We start from the raw sequence: 17,700 nt of genomic DNA on the forward strand, positions 1-17,700 counted from the left end.
CCGCGGGGGACCTTGATCTGCGCGTCGTGCCACCAGTGCGCGATCGGGTCGCCCCACGCCTCCACCCGGAACGACCACGACCCCATCTCGGTCGGCGTCACCTCCGCCGACCACCGGTCCAGCCCCGCCCCGACCTCGGCCATCCGCCGCGGCGGCAGCTCCTCCCCGTCCGGCGTCCGCAGCACCACCGCCGCGCCCAGCATCTCGTGCCCCTCACGGAACACCGTCGCCGACACCTCGACGGTCTCACCCACCACCGCCTTGGCAGGCCACCGGCCGCACCCCACCACCGGCGCCACATCCAGGATCGGAATGCGACCGAGCCTCGGAATGCCGGTCGAACTGGACGTTCCGGACTCGACGTGCATGTGCCACCCCTACCCGTTCGAGACATACAAAACGTCCATGCCCGGGATCGGGCGGCTGCCGTCGTCCGGCCGCCCGTAACTTTGCGCTGCGCGCCGGTCACCGCCGGTCTGTGGATGGTCGAGTTTGGGCAAACGCTCTGCCGTAGCACCCGGCCCGGCCTGCGCGGAGGTCCCCGGCGGCGCGGCGGAAGCCCGTGCGGGGACGGGGTTTTCGCGGTTCCTCCGGCGCGACGGCGGCCGGTCCGCGAGGTGAGGGTGTGGTCCCCCGCCGTCGCGCGCACGGCCCCGCACCGCATACCGTGACGTTGCGTGAAGGCAATCCGACGATTCACGGTCCGCACCGTCCTTCCCGAGCCGCTGCGGCAGCTCGAGGAGCTCGTCCTCAACCTGCGCTGGTCCTGGCACCACGAGACGCTCGACCTGTTCCGCGCCGTGGACCCGGCGCTGTGGAAGGCCGTCCACCACGACCCGGTCCGGCTGCTCGGCGAGGTCGCACCGGAGCGGCTGGCGCGCCTGGCGGAGGACCGGCGGTTCCTGCGCCGCCTCCAGGACACCGCGGAGGACCTGCACGAGTACCTGACGGCGCCCCGCTGGTACCAGAAGCGCTCTACTAGCGAGAACGCGCCGGCGTGCATCGCCTACTTCTCACCCGAGTACGGGATCACCGCCGCGCTGCCGCAGTACTCCGGCGGCCTCGGCATCCTCGCCGGCGACCACCTGAAGACCGCGAGCGACCTCGGCGTCCCCATCCTCGGCGTCGGGCTGCTGTACCGGCACGGCTACTTCTCCCAGTCGCTGTCGCCGGACGGCTGGCAGCTGGAGCGCTACCCGCCGATCGACCCGAACGGGCTGCCGCTCACCCTGCTCCGCGAGCGGGACGGCTCGCCGGTCCGCGTCGCCATCGGCCTCCCGAAGGGGAGCGAGCTGCGCGCGCAGGTGTGGATCGCGCACGTCGGGCGCGTCCCGCAGCTGCTGCTCGACTCCGACGTCGAGGACAACGACCAGTCCGCGCGGGACGTCACCGACCGGCTGTACGGCGGCGGCGGCGACCACCGGCTGCTCCAGGAGATGCTGCTCGGCATCGGCGGCGTCCGGGCGATCCGCGCGTACTGCCGCATCACCGGGCACCCCGGGCCGGAGGTCTTCCACACCAACGAGGGCCACGCCGGCTTCCTCGGCCTCGAACGCATCCGCGAGCTCGTGTCGGAGGCCGGCCTGACGTTCGACGAGGCCCTGGAGGCGACCCGGGCGGGCACCGTGTTCACCACGCACACCCCCGTCCCGGCCGGGATCGACCGGTTCCCCCGCGACCTGATCAGCCGGTACTTCGGCGGCGCGAACGAGGAGGAGCAGGTCCCCCTGGACCGGGTCCTCGCGCTCGGCACCGAGGACTACCCCGGCGGCGACCGCACCGTGTTCAACATGGCCGTGATGGGGATGCGGCTCGCGCAGCGCGTCAACGGCGTCAGCGAGCTGCACGGCGAGGTCAGCCGGGAGATGTTCGGCGGGCTGTGGGGCGGGTTCGACACCTCCGAGGTCCCGATCGGCTCCATCACCAACGGGGTGCACGCCGGGACGTGGGTCGCCCGCGAGGTGCTGGAGTTCACCGCGCGGGAGCTGCCGTCGGTGATGGAGTCGGGGCGCGGCTGGGAGGGCGTGCGGAACGTCTCCGGAGCCGAGATCTGGCGGATGCGCGGCCTGCTGCGCCGCCGCCTCGTGCTGGACGCGCGGCGCCGCCTGCGCGAGTCGTGGCGGCAGCGCGGCGCCAGCGAGGCGGAGATCTCCTGGATCGACGACGCCCTCGACCCCGACGTCCTGACGATCGGGTTCGCGCGGCGCGTCCCGTCCTACAAGCGGCTCACGCTGATGATGTCCGACGAGGACCGGCTCCGCTCGATCCTGCTGAACCCCGAGCGGCCCGTGCAGATCGTCATCGCGGGGAAGGCGCACCCGGCCGACGAGGGCGGCAAGCGGCTCATCCAGGACATCGTGCGGTTCGCCGGGTCCGAGGACGTCCGGCACCGGATCGTGTTCCTGCCCGACTACGACATGGCGCTCGGGCAGCTGATGGTGCAGGGCTGCGACGTGTGGATGAACAACCCGCTGCGCCCGCTGGAGGCGTGCGGCACGTCCGGGATGAAGGCGGCGCTGAACGGCGGGCTGAACCTGTCGATCCGCGACGGCTGGTGGGACGAGTGGTACGACAGCCAGAACGGCTGGGCGATCCCGTCCGCCGACGGCCTCGCGAGCCCCGACCGGCGGGACGAGCTGGAGGCCGCCGCCCTGTACGAGCTGGTCGAGGACCACGTGTCCGTGACGTTCTACGACCGGGACTCGGCCGATCTCCCGCGCCGCTGGCTGGAGATGGTGAAGCACACCATCGCCACCCTTGGCCCGAAGGTGCTCGCGTCCCGGATGCTGCGCGACTACGTCGAGGACCTCTACGCCCCGGCCGCCGCGTCCGAGCGGGCCATGGTGGCCGACAAGTTCGCGGGCGCCCGGGAGCTGGCGGCGTGGAAGCGGCGGGTCCGCGCGGCGTGGCCGCGCGTCGCCGTCGAGCACGTCGAGTCCAACGGGGAGGAGAGCCCGCAGGTGGGGACGCGGCTGGCGGTCCGCGTCGTCGTCGACCTCGGCGGCCTCGACCCGGAGGACGTGGCCGTGGAGGTCGCCTACGGCCGGGTGGACGACAGCGACGCGCTCGTCGGGCCGTCCTACCTGGAACTGGCGGAGAGCGCGCCCGTGGAGAACGGGCGGCGCCGCTACACCGGCGAGGTCCCCCTCGGGCGCAGCGGCGCCTTCGGCTACAGCGTCCGCGTGGTGCCGAGCCACCCGATGCTGCCGGGGCTCGCCGAGCTGGGCCTGGTCGCGCTGCCGCCGGCACCGCAGGGCATGACGAACGGCGACCTGCGCTAGGCCGCGGCCTCTCCGGTCTCGCCGTCCTCGTCCTCGTCCTCGTCGGCCGGCGGGTCGGCCGCCTGCCAGGCCGCGACGACGAGGGGGAGGAGGGCGTGCGTCACGAGCAGGGCGAACAGGATCAGGAAGAGCGCGGCGCCGGGGATCTGCGAATCGCGGCCGTCACGGTCCGCGACCGACACCGCCAGCACCACGGCGATCATCACGTACGTCGTGGCCCGGTGCGCGGTGGCGAACGCGCGGAGCCGCGCGGTGAGCTGGCGCTCGTCGAGTTCCCGCTCGCGCTTGGACGTCAGCCCGCGGGTCACCGCGATCAACTGGCCGGCCAGCGGGAAGCCGACCACCACGAGCACGCCCAGGATCACGAAGTTGCTGATCATCGCGGTGTCGCTGGGCGCCAGCGCCCACGACACCGCGGCGTCCACCCAGAACAGGCCCAGCGTGACCGCGCCCGCCCCCGCCAGCACCCGGCGGGGGCGCCGGCGGGCGTAGCGGGCGGGCAGCCGACGCTCCAGTTCGTCGTCCAGGGCCGCCAGGCGGTCCGCCCGCTTGCGGCGGGACCGCTCCAGCCATCCTGCGTCGTTCGTCATGGCGTGTCTCCGATCCTCGGGAACGGTTCGAGGGAGAAGACGACCTCGACCGGCACCTCGAAGTACTCGGCGATCCGGAGGGCGAGGTGCAGGCTGGGGCTGTACTCGCCGCGCTCCAGGTAGCCGACCGTCTGGTAGTGCACTCCGAGGGCGGCGGCCAGGTCGCGGCGCGAGATGCCGCGTTCGGCCCGCAGCACCGTGATCCGGTTGTGGACGTGCTCCTTGCCGGCGGGCACCGGGTCGCTCTTCCGGATCACCGCCCGGCCCTCCGCGTCGTCGGCGCTCTCACCCGTCACCCTGCCCTTGTACGGGCTCTTGCATATTTCGTCGTATCCTTGCCTCGGGTAATAGTAGAAGTACTACATCTCATCGCAGACATGCAAGTGGACGGGCCCTGGCAGGATGGGCACGTGCGACTAGGAGACCGACGCGAGCGGCCGGTCCCGCGGCTGCCGCAAGGGCGCACGGCGGACGCGCTCCTGGCCGGCGGCTTCTTCGCCGCCCTGGCCGCGATGACGCTCGTCTCGACGCACACCGGCCCGCCCACGCGGATGCCGCTCTACAGCTGGGCGCTGCTCGCCGTCACCTGCGGGGCGCTGTACTTCCGCCGCTCCCATCCCGTCGTGGTGGCGGCCGTCACCCTCGCCGCCTGCGCCGTCTACTACCCGGTCACCGATCCCGACGGCCCCGCCCTGATCACGTTCGTCATCGCCCTGTACACGGCGGCGGCCGAGGGCCACCTCGCGGCCGCCGCCGCGCTCGCGGGCGTCTCGGTGGTGGCGACCGTGGTCGCCGACAGCCGCGACGACGTCGACCATCTCGCGGACGCCGCCGGGTTCCTGCTCGTCGGATGGTTCGTCGCGGTCGTCGCGATCGGCGGCGTCGTCCGCAACCGCCGCGCCTACCTGCGCGAGGCCGAGGAGCGCGCCCGGATCGCCGAGCGCGGGCGCGAGGCCGAGGCCCGCCGCCGCGCCATCGAGGAGCGGCTGCGCATCGCCCGCGAGCTGCACGACGTCCTCGGCCACAACATCTCGCTGATCAACGTGCAGGCCACCGCCGCGCTGCACGGGCTGCGCCGCGAGCCGGAACGCGCCGAGGACGCCCTCACCGCGATCAAGCAGGCCAGCAAGGACACCCTCCGCGAGATGCGCGCCACCCTCGGCGTCCTGCGCCAGGTCGACGAGGCCGCCCCGGTCGCGCCCGCCCCCGGCCTCGCCCGCCTGGACGAGCTCACCGGCCGGATCGCGGCGGCCGGGATCGAGATCCGCACCGAGGTCGAGGGCGACCCGCGCCCGCTGCCCGCCGAGGCCGACCTGGCCGCCTACCGCATCGTCCAGGAGGCCCTCACCAATGTGACCCGGCACTCCGAGGCGAGCTCCGTGCTCGTCCGCATCGAGTACGACGACGGCGCCGTGACCGTCAGCGTGGAGAACGACGGGGTGGACGACAGGGGCGCCGCCTCCCCGCCGCCGTCGGCGGACGGCAGCGGCATCCGCGGCATGCGCGACCGGGCCAAGGCCCTGGGCGGCACCCTCGACGCGGCCCCGCGCCCGGACGGCGGCTTCAAGGTCCGCGCCCACCTGCCGCTCTAGCCGTCGTCGTCTCCGGCGAGGGCCTCGTAGGCGGGGGCCAGGACGTCCGGGAGGGGGCGGCGGCGGATCCTGACCGGCGGGGGAGTGGCCACCTGGAGGACGAAGCCGGGCGGGACGGGCGGAGCGGGCGGACGGTCGCGCAGGCGGGCCAGGCCGGTCGGCGGCGTCCAGAAACCGGCGGCGGTGAGGGGTTCGTCCTCGATGTCGAAGGGGTCGGGTTCGGTCGCGGTTCCGCGGCGCAGCGCGGCCAGCAACTGCTCGCGCCCCCGCCCGTTCCACCGGAGGATGAGGAACGGGTCGTCGTCGAACGCCTCGGCCAGCAGGTACAGGACGGCCGCGGCGTGCTTGCACGGATCGCCCCAGTCGGGGCAGTCGCACATCAGGTGCAGGTCGGACGCCGATCCCGGGAACAGGGCGAGGCCCATCTCGGCGAACACCCACTCGATCTCCGGGGGCATCTCCCCGGCGAGCAGCCGCGCCCGGAACACCGCGCGCGACGCCAGCTCCTTCTCCACGGCGCGCCAGTCGTCCGCGCCGATCGCGTCGATGGTGAGCGCCACCTCGTACGGCTCGGGCGCCGAGCCGTGCACCTTCGCGGTCACCTCGTACGGCTCGACCTTCAGGCCGACCACGGTGCCCTTGCGGGCGTAGGTCCGGCCGCGCTGGAGGCGGCCCGGGTCGGCGAACGACTCGACGAGGTCGATGAAGCGCCGCGACCACCATTGGGTGCCGATCGAGCCGCGCTTGGTGCGTGCCCGGATGCGCTCGCCCATCGGTCGCTCGGACATCAGTCGCTCACCGCCTCGGGCGACAGCCGCAGGACGTCGCGCAGCTCGGCGACCGACAGCTCGGTCAGCCAGTCCTCGCCGGTTCCGACGATCGACTCGGCGAGGGCCTTCTTGCGTTCGATCATCTCGTCGACGCGCTCCTCCATCGTCCCGACGCAGATGAACTTGCGGACCTGGACGTTGCGGGTCTGGCCGATGCGGAACGCGCGGTCGGTCGCCTGGTCCTCGACGGCCGGGTTCCACCAGCGGTCGACGTGCACGACGTGGTTCGCGGCCGTCAGCGTCAGGCCCGTCCCGGCCGCCTTGAGGGACAGCAGGAAGACCGAGGGCTCGTCGTCCTCCTGGAACCGCTGGACCAGGTCGTCGCGCTGCTGCTTGGACGTCCCGCCGTGCAGCCACAGCACCGGACTTTCGAGTCGCGCCGCGAGATAGGGCCGGAGCATCGAGCCGAACTCGGCGTACTGGGTGAAGACCAGCGCCTTCTCGCCCTGCTCCAGGACCTCGGCGCAGATCTCCTCCAGCCGTTCGAGCTTGCCGGAGCGGCCGGGGAGGCGCGAGCCGTCCTTGAGCAGCTGCGCCGGGTGGTTGCAGACCTGCTTGAGCTTGGCCATCGTCGCCAGGACGAGCCCGCGCCGCTGCGTCTCGTCGGCCTCGGCGATCTGCCGGAGCATGTCGTCCACGGTCGCCTGGTAGAGCGACGCCTGCTCGGTGGTGAGGTTGCAGTAGACCTTGATCTCCTGCTTCTCCGGCAGGTCGGAGATGATCGACCGGTCGGTCTTGAGACGGCGCAGGATGAACGGCTGCGTCGCCCGCTTCAGCGCCAGCGCCGCCTGCTCGTCGCCCTCCCGCTCGATCGGGATCGCGAACCGCCGCCGGAACTCGCCGCGCGGCCCGAGCAGCCCCGGGTTCGCGAACTCCATGATCGACCACAGCTCGGTCAGATGGTTCTCCACCGGCGTGCCCGTGAGCGCGATCCGGCTCCGCGCCGGGATGCTCCGCACCGCCCTGGCCTGCCGCGTCCCGCTGTTCTTCAGCGCCTGCGCCTCGTCGCAGACGACCCGCCCCCACTCGATCGGCGCGAGCGTCTCGGCGTCCCGCGTCGCCGTCCCGTAGGTGGTCAGCACCAGATCGGCGCCCGCCACGGCCGCGACGAGGTCCTCGCCGCGATGCCGCCCCGTCCCGTGGTGGACGTAGACGCGCAGCTTCGGCGTGAACCGCGCCGCCTCCCGCTGCCAGCTCCCCACCAGCGACATCGGCAGGATCGCGAGGGTCGGGGCCGGGCGCGCGCCGTCCTCCCGCTCGTGGACCAGCAGCGACAGGACGGAGATCGTCTTCCCGAGCCCCATGTCGTCCGCCAGCAGCGCCCCCAGCCCCAGGTCGTTCATGAAGGTCAGCCAGGCCAGGCCACGCTCCTGGTAGGGGCGCAGCTCGGCGTCCAGCTCGTCCGGGGTGCGCATGGGGGTGAGGCGGCGGTCGGCCTCGCCGGACAGCAGGTCGCCGAGGGGGCCGCCCGCGTCGACGCCGGTGAGCGGGAGGGCGTCGTCGCCCGCGTGGACGATCGCGCGGATCGCCTCGGCGGCGGTCATGCGCCCCCGGCGCGGGTGGCGCAGGAAGTCGAGCGCGGCTTCGAGCTGCTCCTCGTCCAGCTCGACCCACCGGCCGCGCAGCCGGACGAGCGGGGTCTTCAGGCGGGCCAGCTCTTCGAGCTCGGCTTCGTCGATGCTGTCGTCGCCGATGGCCAGGTCCCAGCGGAAGTCGACCATGGCCTTCAGGTCGAAGCCCGACGGCGCGGCGGCGCCGGAGGACGCCTCGGGGTCTTCGGGGCTTGCCGTCAGCTTCATGCCGAGCTTCGCCTTGCCCGCCCACTGGGGGAGCAGGACGCCGAACCCGGCGGCGGCGAGCATCGCGGCCGTCTGGCGGAGGAACCGGAACGCCCCCGCGGTGTCGAGGAGCAGTTCGGCGGGCGCCGGGCCGTCCAGCGCGGGCGCCAGGTCGGGGAACAGGCGCAGCGCGCGGCCGAGCCCGCCGAGGAGGGTCTCCTCGGCGTCCGGGATCGACGTCGCCTCACCGCCCCAGACCATGGACGCCGGGACGTAGAGGCTCGGGTCGTCGGTGCCCTGGAGGGCGAACTCGACCCGCCAGGAGTCGTCCCCCGCCTCCCGCTCTCCGTCTTCGAGCTTCCCGTCCCCGAATTCCCCGTCCCCGAATTCCTCGGCCCCCGGTTCGGCGAGGCGGAAGCAGACGCGCAGCGGGCCGGACGGGCGGCGCGCGGCGGCGGCCCAGGCGTCCAGCTCGGCGATCAGGTCGTCCGGGTCGTCGCGAGGCTCGCGGGCGACCGCGGCGGACGGGCCGGTCAGCGCCATCACCCAGCGTTCCGCGAGCGGCAGCCGGTCGGGCTCCTTGCGCCGCGACACCAGCAGCGGATGCGGCACCACGCCCCGGACGGCCGTGTCGACCAGTCCGGACAGCGCCTCCCGCAGCACCTCGGCGGCGGGACGCCCGCCGCCGGCGGCGCGGCACGCGGCGGGCATCGCGCGGGCCAGCGCCCGGAAGCGCGCGGGGTCGTCGATCACCGGGCGCCAGCGGGCGACGAGGTCGCCGTCCTCGCGCAGGAGGGCCGGGAGGACGTGGCCGCGCCCGGTGAGGCTCACCGCCTCGTCCGCGAGCATGCACAGGAACCGCAGGTCGGTGCCCGGGACCACGTCTGCGCTGTGCTCGGCGGCCTGGAGCAGCGCCATCGCGGGGAACGGTTCGAGGACGAGCGCCGGCACCCGCCACGGGCGCAGCTCGGGCTCGTCCGGCACCGGCTGCGGGCCCAGCTCGGCGGACGGCAGCGGGCGGCCGTCCAGGGTCGGCAGCGACATCGCCAGCTCGACGCGGAACGCCGTGCGGACGAGCGGCTCGTAGGACGTCCCCGTGAAGTCGCAGGTCGCGAAGGGGTGGACGTCCGGTGACGGCTCGTGCGGGCCGGTGCGTTCGGCCCACAGGCAGAGCGCACCGCCATGCCAGGTGGCGTGGGCGACGAGCATGGTCCCCGAAGCTACCAGCAGCCCCTGACGTTCCCGGGCATCACAGCGGTCGCGCTGCCCGACACCGGCCACTCGGACGGCTCCGCGCCGCACTCACCGCGCCCGGCCGCCGGTGTGCCCTTGCCCTCTGGTTAGGCTCGGGACGTCCGCAGCCGAGTGTGCACAGGAGGATCGCCGTGGGCGAGTTCGTACGGGTCGAGGTCGAGGACGGGGTCGCGACGATCAGGCTGGACCGTCCGAAGATGAACGCCCTGAACGCCCAGATGCAGCGCGAGCTGATCGACGCCGCCCGGGAGGTCACGCAGGACGAGGCGGTCGCCGCCGTCGTGCTGTACGGGGGCGAGCGGGTCTTCGCGGCGGGCGCGGACATCAAGGAGATGGCCCCGATGTCGTACGCCGAGATGTCGGCGGGGCACTCGCGGCTCCTGCAGGACTTCGCCAAGGCGCTCGCCGGGATCCCGAAGCCGGTCATCGCCGCGATCACCGGGTACGCGCTCGGCGGGGGGCTGGAGGTCGCGCTGACCGCCGACTTCCGCGTCGCCGGCGAGGGCGCGAAGGTGGGGCAGCCGGAGATCCAGCTCGGCATCATCCCCGGCGCGGGCGGCACGCAGCGGCTGGTCCGGCTGATCGGCCCGGCGCGGGCCAAGGACCTGATCTTCTCCGGCCGGCACGTCGCCGCGCCGGAGGCGCTCGCGATGGGGCTGGTCGACCGGGTCGTCCCGGACGACGCCGTCTACACCGCCGCCAAGGAGTGGGCGGCCACGTTCGTCGGCGGCCCCGCGATCGCGCTGCGCGCCGCCAAGCAGGCCGTCGACCGCGGCATGGAGGCCGACCTCGACACCGGGCTGGAGATCGAGCGGACGCAGTTCGCCGCCCTGTTCGCCACCGAGGACCAGGCGGCCGGCATGAAGAGCTTCATGGAGGAAGGCCCCGGCAAGGCGAAGTTCACCGGCCGCTAACCGCGGTGGGGTTCACCGGCCGCTGACCGCGGTGGGGTTCACCGGCCGGAGCGCGGGGTCGACGGGCGGGCCGTCCGCGCGGTCCTGCGCGTCCAGCACCTCGTCGGCGTGGCGCTCGGTCCAGCGGCCCAGGGCGGACAGGGGTTCCAGCAGCCCGCGTCCCGGGCCGGTCAGCGCGTACTCGACGCGCGGCGGCGCCTCGGCGTAGCGGCGGCGGGTGACCAGCCCGTTCCGCTCGAGGTGGCGCAGCGTCCCGGTCAGCACCTTGTGGCTGATGCCGCCGATCCGCTCCCGGATCTCGCTCGGCCTCAGCGGGCCGTGCCGCAGCGTCCAGACCACGACGCCCGTCCAGGTGCCGGACAGCAGGTCGAGGCCGAGCCGCGTCCGGCAGTCGGCGATGAATTCGTGTTCGTCCATGGATCCGCCCGCCATCCTGCCTCTCCCGATACGCACCGGATGGTGCGCGACGGCTCGCCTAGCGTCCCGTCCGAAGGTAATCGAACGGGAGGACGGCATGCGGATCGGAGTCTTGGGCGCGGGCGCCATGGCGGACGCGCTCGCCACGCAGTGGGCGCGCAAGGGGCACGAGGTGCGGATCGGGGCGCGGACGCCGGCGAAGGCGGTCGCGCTGGCCGAGCGGATCGGGCACGGCGCGTCCGGCGGCACGCTGCGGGAGGCGGCGGAGTCCGGGGACGCGGTGCTCCTCGCCGTCTGGCACGAGGGCGTCCCGGACGCGCTGCGCCGGGCGGGTCCGCTGGAGGGACGGGTGCTGATCGACTGCACCAACCCGATGGAGCCGCCGTTCGAGCGGCTCAAGACCGGGGACGGGCCGTCGGCCGCGCGCCGGATAGCGGACGCGACCGGAGCGCGGGTCGTCAAGGCGTTCACCATGTGCCACGAGAGCGTGTGGCGCATGACGCCGCCGGTGTTCGGCGGGCGCCCGCTGGGCGTCCCGCTGTGCGGGGACGACGAGGAGGCGCTGGCGGTGGTCCGGGCGCTCGTGACCGACCTCGGCTGCGTGCCGATGGACGGCGGCCGCCTGGCGAGGGCCGGCCTCCTGGAGGCGGCCACCGCGTTCGTGGTCGGGCTGTGGGTCGCGGGCGAGGACCCGGCGGCGATGCTGCCGCCGCCCGAGGCCGCCGCCGGCGAACCGCGGCGCACGTCGGAACTTGCGCACTAAACCGTTATTCATGTTTTTGAGTGTGCTGCCCGGGGTTGTGAAGAACGACGGATAGCATCTCCCGCCATGCGACACGCATACCGGACCGCGCTCGTGACGGGCGCGTCCAGCGGCATCGGGGAGAGCTTCGCCCGCCTCCTGGCCGCCCGCGGCACCGACCTGGTGATCGTGGCGCGCCGGGCCGAGCTGCTGGACGGGCTGGCCCGCGAGCTGGTCGAGCGGTACCGGGTCGCCGTGGAGGTGCTGGCGGCCGACCTCACCGACCCCGGGCAGCGCGCCGAGGTCGAGGGGCGGCTGCGCACCGAGCCCGTGGAGCTGCTGGTCAACAACGCCGGCCACGGCGCCTTCGGAGCGTTCGCCGACCTCCCGCTCGACGACCACCTCGCGCAGATCGAGCTGAACGTCGCCGCGCTGGTGCGGCTCACCCACGCGGTCCTGCCGGGGATGGTCGCGCGCGGCCGGGGCGGGGTGCTGAACGTCGCGTCCATGTCGGGTTTCGCGCCGTCGCCGGGCAGCGCGACCTACGGCGCGACGAAGGCGTACGTCGCGTCCTTCTCCGAGAGCCTGCACTCCGAGGTCGCGGGCCGGGGCGTCCATGTCACGGCACTGTGCCCGGGGTTCACCCGCACGGAGGACGACGTCCCGCCCAGCCTCCTGTGGCTGCGCCGCGACGATGTGGCGCGGGCGGGCCTGGAGGCGGTGTCGGCCGGACGCGCGCTCTGCGTACCGGGCGCGCAGTACAAGGCCGCGTTCCCCGCGCTGAAGCTCGTGCCGAGGCCGCTGCTCAGAGCCGCGGTGAACCGCATGTGGCAACAGGCGGCGGAAACCCGGTGACAAAGGGGCACCACACGTCTTTGTGCTCCGGTCTACAAAAGTTCCCGCGGGTTGCTTGTAACGGGGGTTACTTGACGGGGGTCACGCGGAGTGGCGACGATCGAACCTACGCTTGAGTAGGTTGTGGGTACGGCCTGCTGGGCGCCTTTCCGAGCCCGCCCTCGCGGCGGAGAACCGTCCGGCAGACCACGTCGTCCAGTGAAGGAACCGCATGTCCGTGACCCCCGAAGAGAAGTTCCAGACCGGCCTCATGCTCGACCTGGAGCCTGTGGTCGAGAAGGAACTGAACCGGCACCTGTCCATGGCCAAGGAATGGTTCCCGCACCAGTACGTCCCCTGGAGCCAGGGGACCGACTTCGACGGCCCGCTCGGCGGCGAGGCGTGGTCGCTGGAGCAGTCGAAGCTGAGCCTGGAGGCGCGCGAGTCGCTCATCGTCAACCTTCTCACCGAGGACAACCTCCCCGGCTACCACCGCGCCATCGCCACCGTGTTCGGCCGCGAGGGCGCCTGGGGCACCTGGGTCAACCGGTGGACCGCGGAGGAGAACCGGCACGGCATCGTCCTGCGCGACTACCTGACGGTGACCCGCGCGGTCGATCCGATCGCGCTGGAGCGCGCCCGCATGCACCACATGGAGGCCGGCTACGAGGCCGACCACGGCGACTCGTTCCTGCACGGGACGGCGTACGTGTCGTTCCAGGAGCTCGCCACCCGCGTGTCGCACCGCAACACCGGCAAGGCGTCCGGCGACCCCGTCTGCGAGCAGATGATGGCCCGCATCGCCGCCGACGAGAACCTCCACATGATCTTCTACCGGAACCTGATGGCCGCCGCGCTGGAGGCCAGCCCGAACGAGACGATGCGGGCGATCACCGACGTGGTGACGACGTTCCACATGCCCGGGCACAGCATCGACGGGTTCATGCGCAAGTCCGTCGTCATCGCCAACGCCGGCATCTACGACCTGCGCCTGCACCACGACGACGTGCTCGTCCCGGTGCTGCGCAAGTGGGGCGTGTTCGACCGCACCGACCTGACCGGTGACGGCGAGAAGGCCCGCGAGGAACTCGTGGAGTACCTGGAGCAGCTCGACGCCTCCGCCACCAAGTTCGAGACCCGCCGGGAGGAGCGCCGCGCCCGCCAGGCCGCCCGCAAGGGCTGAGCGCCGGCCCCCTCCGTACGCCGAAGGGCGGGAACGCGAGGTCGTTTTCCGGCGTCAAAGGGAGCATGGGGACGCATCGGCGACTGGGCGGGTATCGGTTGCTGGACGAGATCGGCCGGGGGAGCACGGCCGTGGTGTACCTGGCGATGGACGCCCACGGCCGCGAGGTCGCGGTCAAGGAACTGGTACCGGAGCTGGCGGGGGAGCCGGAGGCGATCAGCCGGCTGGCGCGGGAGATGTCGGCGCAGGCGCGGGTGCGCAGCGCCTACGTCGCCCGGCTGCTGGACGGCGCCGTCTCGGCGGAGCGGCCGCACGTGGTCATGCAGTACGTGCCGGGCTGCCCGCTGAGCGACCTGGTGCCGGCGTACGGCCCGCTGCGCGCCGACCGGCTCGTCCGGTTCGCGCGGCGGCTGGCGCTCGCGCTCGGCGACGTCCACGACGCCGGCGTGCTGCACCGCGACGTGTCGCCCGGCAACGTGATGGTCATGGGCGACCGGCCGACGCTGATCGACTTCGGCATCGCGCACGAGTCGGGCGCCGACCAGCTCACCAAGCGCGGGCTGGTCGTGGGGACGCCCGCCTACCTGGCGCCCGAGCTGATCGAGGGGGAGCGCGCCACCACCGCGTCGGACGTGTTCTCGTGGGCGGCCACGGTCGCGTACGCGGCGACGGGGCGGCCCCCGTTCGGGCGGGGCTCGCTGCACGGGGTGTGCTTCCGGATCCTGCGCGGCCAGGCCGACATCGACGGGGTCCCGGCCCCGCTGGCCGGGCTCCTGCGGGCGGCGTTCGCCCGCGTCCCGTCCGAGCGGCCGCCCGCGCGGTGGTTCGCCGGCGCCCTCGCCACGCCGCGCGACGGAGTGGCGGTCTGATGCCGGCCGGATCCGCCCCGGCTCGATCAGCGAGGGTAGGGTTTCGGAAACGATGAAGGGAGCTGTCACGTCCGGGGACCGAATCGGCCATTACAGCGTGCTCCAGACCCTGGGGGAAGGGGGCATGGGCGTCGTCTACCTCGGCGCCGACCCCGAGGGGCGCAACGTGGCCATCAAGGTGCTGCGGCCCGCGGTCGCGGGCGACGCCACGGCGCGCCGCCGGCTGGCCCGCGAGGTCGACTCGATGCGCAGGGTGCACAGCCCGCACGTCGCGGAGATCCTCGACGCCGACGTGACCGCCGACCGCCCCTACATCGTGACCCAGTACGTCCCCGGCCGGACGCTGGAGGAGATCGTCGAGGAGTCCGGGCCGATCTACGGGCCCGGCCTGCAGCGGCTCGGCGTGGGGCTGGCGGCGGCGCTGTCGGCGATCCACGGCGCCGGGATCGTGCACCGCGACATGAAGCCCGGCAACGTGATGCTGGTGGACGGCGAGCCCGTCGTGATCGACTTCGGCATCGCGCAGGCCGCCGACGCCACCCGGCTCACCGCGACCGGCATGGTCATCGGCACCCCCGGCTACCTCGCCCCCGAGATCATCGAGGGTGAGGACGCGGGCCCGCCCTCGGACGTGCACGCCTGGGCCGGGACGGTCGCCTACGCCGCGACCGGCCGCCCGCCGTTCGGCTCCGGCACCTTCGAGTCGATCTTCTACAAGATCATGCAGGGCACGCCGGACCTGGACGGCGTGCCCGACGCGCTGCTGCCCGTGCTGCGGTCGGCGATGGCGCGGCACCCGGCCGAGCGCCCGACCGCGGTCAACCTGGTGCAGCTCACCCGGCGGATCCACCTCGAAGCGACGATCACCGACCAGACCCGCGTCGACCAGCACTACCCGTCGCCGGGCACGTCGCAGCCGGTGGACGACCCCGCCGCCGACCACTCCCGGCAGTTCTCGATGCCGCTGCCGGACCCGCAGGACTCCGCGGCCCGGCCGACGGCGCCCGGCGGGTCGGCGATCCCGGCGCCCGCACCCGTCCCGGCGCAGCCGAAGGACTTCGTGGGGCAGCTGCCGCCCGCCGCGCCGCCGCCCGTCCCGCCGCCCGCGCCGGCGCCGTTCAAGGCCGGGGAGCAGTTCGCGCAGCGCGGCTACGCCCAGCCGCAGCAGCAGGGCCCGCAGCAGGGCCCGTACCAGCAGGGCGGGTACCCGCCGCAGTACGCGCCCCCGCCGGGCCAGCCCCCGCCGGGCGCGCTGCAGCGCGGCCCCTACGACCCGCAGACGCAGGACGCGCAGCGGCGCGTCGCCGACCAGGCCCGCGCCGACCGCGAGCGCGAGCGCGCCGACCGGGAACGCCGCAAACCGTACGGCTGGTACCGGGTGCTCAGCCTCCTCGTCCTGGTCGCGCTGCTCGGCTTCGCCAACATCGCGCCGCTGCTCGCGCTCGGCGTCACCGTCGCCGGGGTGCTCGTGCTGCGCATGGGCGACAAGGCGGCCAAGGGGATGGAGGGCCGGCAGACGCGGCGCGGCCCCCGCTCGGGCGACGCGGTCGCCGCCGCGTTCCGGACGCCGCTGCACCTGCCGGGCGCGCTGATGTCCACCGCCCTGTGGACGTCGCTCAGCGGCGTCGCGGGCGTGATCCTGCTCGGCGTGCTGATCTTCGCCAAGCCCGACATGACCGCCTCGAAGGCCATCGCGTACTCGGCCATGGCGGTGATCGGGCTGCTGTGCCTCGCGCCGGGCAGCGGCGCGCCCCGCCGCCAGCTCGCCCGCATCTGGGGCGCGCTGCTGCCGCGCGCCGAGGCGGCCCTCGCGGGCGCGCTGATCCTCGGCATCTTCGCCACGGTGCTGGTGGTGATGTCGCAGAAGCAGCCGCCCGACACGACTCCGGTGGACGGCATGAGCCAGAGCCTGGAGGGGCTGCGCAACGACGTCCGCGACCTCGTCTCGAGCGTCCCCGGTACCTGACGGACCCGTCCCTTCCGGACGGGCCCGGCCGGACGCCTCCGCTCGGTAGGGTGGCGACCCATATGAGCGGTGAGACGAGCCACCAGGCGTACATCGGCCCGTACCGGCTGCTGTCCAGGCCGGGCGGCGGCACCGGTGGCGTCCATCGCGCCACGGGGCCCGACGGCGGCGACGTGGCGATCAGGATGCTCCCGGAGGGCGCCGCGCCCGACGTGGAGCGCATGCGCGAGGTGCTCAGCCCCTACGCGGTGGACGTCCTGGACGGCGAGCCCGCCGGCCCCCGCCCGTTCGTCGTGACCCGGTTCGTGCCCGGCAGGCCGCTCGGGGAGACGATCGCCGCCCGGGGGCCGATGGCGGGGGACGCGCTGCGCCTGATGGCCGCCGGGCTCGCCAGGGCGCTCGCCGCCATCCACCGGGCCGGTCTCGCGCACGGCGGGCTCGGGCCCGAGACGGTCCTGGTCGTGGACGACGCGCCCGTGGTCGTCGACTTCGCACTGACCACCGGCGCCGCTCCCGCGGACGACGTCCGGGCGTGGGCCGCGACGGTGACGTTCGCGGCGACCGGCCGCCCGGACGCCCCCGCCGAGTCACTGCCGGCTGCTCTGCGCCCGCTGGTGACCGCCGCCGCGCACCCCGACCCGCAGGCACGCCCAGCGGCAGCGGACCTGGCTGAAGCGGCGTCCGTCCTAGACCTCCCGCCCGGCCCCGCGCCCGCCACGCCCCCATCCCACCGCACCCCGACCCCGCCCCCGCCCACGACTTCGGATTCCGTGGCGCCCCCGGATTCCGCCGCGCCCACGGGGTCCGCCGCGCCCACGGGGTCCGCTGGTGCGCCGGGTGCGGAGCCCGCGCGGGAGAGCGCGGTGGTGCGGGGGTGGGCTCGGCTGCTGGCGGCCATGGTGGTGGTGATCGGCGTCGGGGTGGTGATCATGGTGCCGATCGGGGGGCTGGTCCTGACGCTCGGCGCGGTGACGCTGCTGCGCGTGGCCGGCACGGCGGCGCGCGGCTGGGGGTGGGCGTTCGGGCGGACGCTGCTGACCGTCCCCTACGCGGCGGTGTTCGCGGTCGCGGTCCCGCTGTGCCTCGCGGCGGCGTCGGTGGTCGGCGGTGACGTCGACCCGCTCGCCGCCTGCGCGTTCGGGGCCGGGGCCGGTGCCGCGGCGCTGTGGACGGCGCCGGGCGTGAGCGCCCCGAGGCGGCGGCTGGAGTTGATGTTCCTGCCCGTGGCGCGGCGGCCGCGGGCCGTCGCCGCCGCGGCCCTGGGGCTCGGCGTGCTGTGCCTGCTCGCGGGCGTCGGCGCCATGACGCTGACGCCGAGCTTCTCCCCGATGTACGGGCTCCAGCAGACGCTGGAGAGCGCGGTCGACCGCTTCCAGCACGCCGTCGACCGGTGGTGAGGCGATTTTGCCATGAGGCTACTCGCAAGTAACATGAGGGCGCACGGCCGAAT

Annotated in this window: 15 protein-coding genes; 9 read left to right on the plus strand and 6 right to left on the minus strand. The window is 74.0% G+C overall.

Annotated features, from left to right (window positions below):
* On the minus strand, positions 1-368 hold a 368-nt coding region (locus tag BM339_RS00005), incomplete at its 3' end, for a maltotransferase domain-containing protein (RefSeq protein ID WP_143118250.1).
* Positions 369-677: 309 nt separating this feature from the next.
* Between BM339_RS00005 and glgP the strand changes: the two genes are divergently transcribed.
* Positions 678-3,281, plus strand: a complete 2,604-nt coding sequence (gene glgP, locus BM339_RS00010; protein WP_075019571.1) for an alpha-glucan family phosphorylase — start codon at positions 678-680, stop codon at positions 3,279-3,281.
* Here glgP and BM339_RS00015 read toward each other — a convergent pair.
* Together BM339_RS00015 and BM339_RS00020 are read right to left on the minus strand one after the other, a co-directional pair.
* The gene (locus BM339_RS00015) at positions 3,278-3,871 is read right to left on the minus strand and encodes a hypothetical protein (RefSeq protein ID WP_021596118.1); all 594 of its coding nucleotides are present in this window, start codon (positions 3,869-3,871) and stop codon (positions 3,278-3,280) included. The genes glgP and BM339_RS00015 overlap by 4 nt on opposite strands.
* Positions 3,868-4,125, minus strand: a complete 258-nt coding sequence (locus tag BM339_RS00020) for a helix-turn-helix transcriptional regulator (RefSeq protein WP_200871999.1) — start codon at positions 4,123-4,125, stop codon at positions 3,868-3,870. The genes BM339_RS00015 and BM339_RS00020 overlap by 4 nt, the downstream gene beginning before the upstream one ends.
* 156 nt (positions 4,126-4,281) lie before the next feature.
* On the opposite strand from BM339_RS00020, the gene BM339_RS00025 reads away from it, so the two are divergent.
* Positions 4,282-5,463, plus strand: a complete 1,182-nt coding sequence (locus BM339_RS00025; RefSeq protein ID WP_075019572.1) for a sensor histidine kinase — start codon at positions 4,282-4,284, stop codon at positions 5,461-5,463.
* Here BM339_RS00025 and BM339_RS00030 read toward each other — a convergent pair.
* Positions 5,460-6,251, minus strand: a complete 792-nt coding sequence (locus tag BM339_RS00030) for an SWIM zinc finger family protein (RefSeq protein ID WP_075019573.1) — start codon at positions 6,249-6,251, stop codon at positions 5,460-5,462. The two genes, BM339_RS00025 and BM339_RS00030, sit on opposite strands and share 4 nt — an antisense overlap.
* A complete protein-coding gene (locus tag BM339_RS00035; RefSeq protein WP_075019574.1) occupies positions 6,251-9,280 on the minus strand; it encodes a DEAD/DEAH box helicase in 3,030 nt (1,009 codons plus the stop codon). The genes BM339_RS00030 and BM339_RS00035 overlap by 1 nt, the downstream gene beginning before the upstream one ends.
* A gap of 176 nt (positions 9,281-9,456) precedes the next feature.
* Between BM339_RS00035 and BM339_RS00040 the strand changes: the two genes are divergently transcribed.
* On the plus strand, positions 9,457-10,239 hold the full coding sequence (locus tag BM339_RS00040; RefSeq protein ID WP_021596123.1) for an enoyl-CoA hydratase/isomerase family protein: 783 nt from the start codon (positions 9,457-9,459) through the stop codon (positions 10,237-10,239).
* 12 nt (positions 10,240-10,251) lie between these two features.
* On the opposite strand, the gene BM339_RS00045 is transcribed toward BM339_RS00040, so the two are convergent.
* The gene (locus BM339_RS00045) at positions 10,252-10,656 is read right to left on the minus strand and encodes a winged helix-turn-helix transcriptional regulator (RefSeq protein ID WP_075019575.1); all 405 of its coding nucleotides are present in this window, start codon (positions 10,654-10,656) and stop codon (positions 10,252-10,254) included.
* 97 nt (positions 10,657-10,753) lie between these two features.
* Between BM339_RS00045 and BM339_RS00050 the strand changes: the two genes are divergently transcribed.
* The 6 genes from BM339_RS00050 to BM339_RS00075 all read left to right on the plus strand — a co-directional run bounded on the left by BM339_RS00050 (position 10,754) and on the right by BM339_RS00075 (position 17,647).
* Positions 10,754-11,419, plus strand: coding sequence for an NADPH-dependent F420 reductase (locus BM339_RS00050; protein WP_024936683.1), 666 nt, complete (start codon positions 10,754-10,756; stop codon positions 11,417-11,419).
* Positions 11,420-11,485: 66 nt separating this feature from the next.
* Positions 11,486-12,253: an SDR family NAD(P)-dependent oxidoreductase gene (locus BM339_RS00055; RefSeq protein WP_021596126.1), complete on the plus strand. Its 768-nt coding sequence runs from the start codon at positions 11,486-11,488 to the stop codon at positions 12,251-12,253.
* Positions 12,254-12,464: 211 nt separating this feature from the next.
* Positions 12,465-13,415, plus strand: coding sequence for an acyl-ACP desaturase (locus BM339_RS00060; RefSeq protein ID WP_021596127.1), 951 nt, complete (start codon positions 12,465-12,467; stop codon positions 13,413-13,415).
* A 65-nt stretch (positions 13,416-13,480) separates the two neighbouring features.
* On the plus strand, positions 13,481-14,284 hold the full coding sequence (locus BM339_RS00065; RefSeq protein WP_083597126.1) for a serine/threonine-protein kinase: 804 nt from the start codon (positions 13,481-13,483) through the stop codon (positions 14,282-14,284).
* 52 nt (positions 14,285-14,336) lie between these two features.
* Positions 14,337-16,250, plus strand: coding sequence for a serine/threonine-protein kinase (locus BM339_RS52240; RefSeq protein ID WP_083597128.1), 1,914 nt, complete (start codon positions 14,337-14,339; stop codon positions 16,248-16,250).
* A gap of 62 nt (positions 16,251-16,312) precedes the next feature.
* Positions 16,313-17,647: a hypothetical protein gene (locus tag BM339_RS00075; RefSeq protein WP_075019578.1), complete on the plus strand. Its 1,335-nt coding sequence runs from the start codon at positions 16,313-16,315 to the stop codon at positions 17,645-17,647.
* The last annotated feature ends 53 nt before the right edge of the window (positions 17,648-17,700 follow it).

It is taken from the genome of Actinomadura madurae (assembly GCF_900115095.1).
In the GTDB taxonomy this organism is placed as follows: Bacteria; Actinomycetota; Actinomycetes; order Streptosporangiales; family Streptosporangiaceae; genus Spirillospora; species Spirillospora madurae.

Coding starts and splice junctions, on each gene's coding strand:
- BM339_RS00060 (WP_021596127.1), top strand. CDS start 12,465: ATGTCCGTGACCCCCGAAGAGAAGTTCCAGACCGGCCTCATGCTCGAC.
- BM339_RS00035 (WP_075019574.1), bottom strand. CDS start 9,280: ATGCTCGTCGCCCACGCCACCTGGCATGGCGGTGCGCTCTGCCTGTGG.
- BM339_RS00030 (WP_075019573.1), bottom strand. CDS start 6,251: ATGTCCGAGCGACCGATGGGCGAGCGCATCCGGGCACGCACCAAGCGC.
- BM339_RS00045 (WP_075019575.1), bottom strand. CDS start 10,656: ATGGACGAACACGAATTCATCGCCGACTGCCGGACGCGGCTCGGCCTC.
- BM339_RS00065 (WP_083597126.1), top strand. CDS start 13,481: ATGGGGACGCATCGGCGACTGGGCGGGTATCGGTTGCTGGACGAGATC.
- BM339_RS00050 (WP_024936683.1), top strand. CDS start 10,754: ATGCGGATCGGAGTCTTGGGCGCGGGCGCCATGGCGGACGCGCTCGCC.
- BM339_RS00015 (WP_021596118.1), bottom strand. CDS start 3,871: ATGACGAACGACGCAGGATGGCTGGAGCGGTCCCGCCGCAAGCGGGCG.
- BM339_RS00055 (WP_021596126.1), top strand. CDS start 11,486: ATGCGACACGCATACCGGACCGCGCTCGTGACGGGCGCGTCCAGCGGC.
- BM339_RS52240 (WP_083597128.1), top strand. CDS start 14,337: ATGAAGGGAGCTGTCACGTCCGGGGACCGAATCGGCCATTACAGCGTG.
- BM339_RS00075 (WP_075019578.1), top strand. CDS start 16,313: ATGAGCGGTGAGACGAGCCACCAGGCGTACATCGGCCCGTACCGGCTG.